Annotated in this window: 1 rRNA gene; it reads left to right on the top strand. The window is 56.2% G+C overall.

Annotated features, from left to right (window positions below):
- Positions 1-669: ribosomal RNA gene (locus ACFO4U_RS14715) — 23S ribosomal RNA — on the top strand; the annotation flags it as partial.

Below are 669 nucleotides of genomic sequence, written 5' to 3'. Positions count from 1 at the left end.
AGAGGGAAACAGCCCAGACCATCAGCTAAGGTCCCCAAGTGTATGTTAAGTGGAAAAGGATGTGGCGCTGCACAGACAACTAGGATGTTGGCTTAGAAGCAGCCACCATTCAAAGAGTGCGTAATAGCTCACTAGTCGAGTGGCGCCGCGCCGAAAATGTAACGGGGCTAAACATACCACCGAAGCTATGGATCCCGTAAGGGATGGTAGGAGAGCGTTCCAAGCAGCAGTGAAGCGGTATCGTGAGGAGCCGTGGAGCGCTTGGAAGTGAGAATGCCGGTGTGAGTAGCGAAAAGAGGGGTGAGAATCCCCTCCGTCGAAAGCCTAAGGTTTCCTGAGGAAGGCTCGTCCGCTCAGGGTTAGTCTGGACCTAAGCCGAGGCCGAAAGGCGTAGGCGATGGACAACAGGTCGATATTCCTGTACCGCCGTACCACCGTTTGAACGATGGGGGGACGCAGAAGGATAAGGTGACCGTGCGACTGGAAGTGCACGGACAAGCAGCGAGGCCGTCGGGTTGGCAAATCCGCCCGGCATACAAGGTTGAGCTGTGACGTGGAGCCCGTAGGGCGAAGCACCGGATTTCACGCTGCCAAGAAAAGCCTCTAGTGAGGAGGTCGGCGCCAGTACCGCAAACCGACACAGGTAGGCGAGATGAGAATTCTAAGACG

It is taken from the genome of Exiguobacterium profundum (assembly GCF_042652865.1).
GTDB lineage: Bacteria > Bacillota > Bacilli > Exiguobacteriales > Exiguobacteriaceae > Exiguobacterium > Exiguobacterium profundum.
The sequence above is the reverse complement of the archived record's forward strand: the minus strand, read 5'-3'. Positions and strand labels throughout refer to the sequence as shown.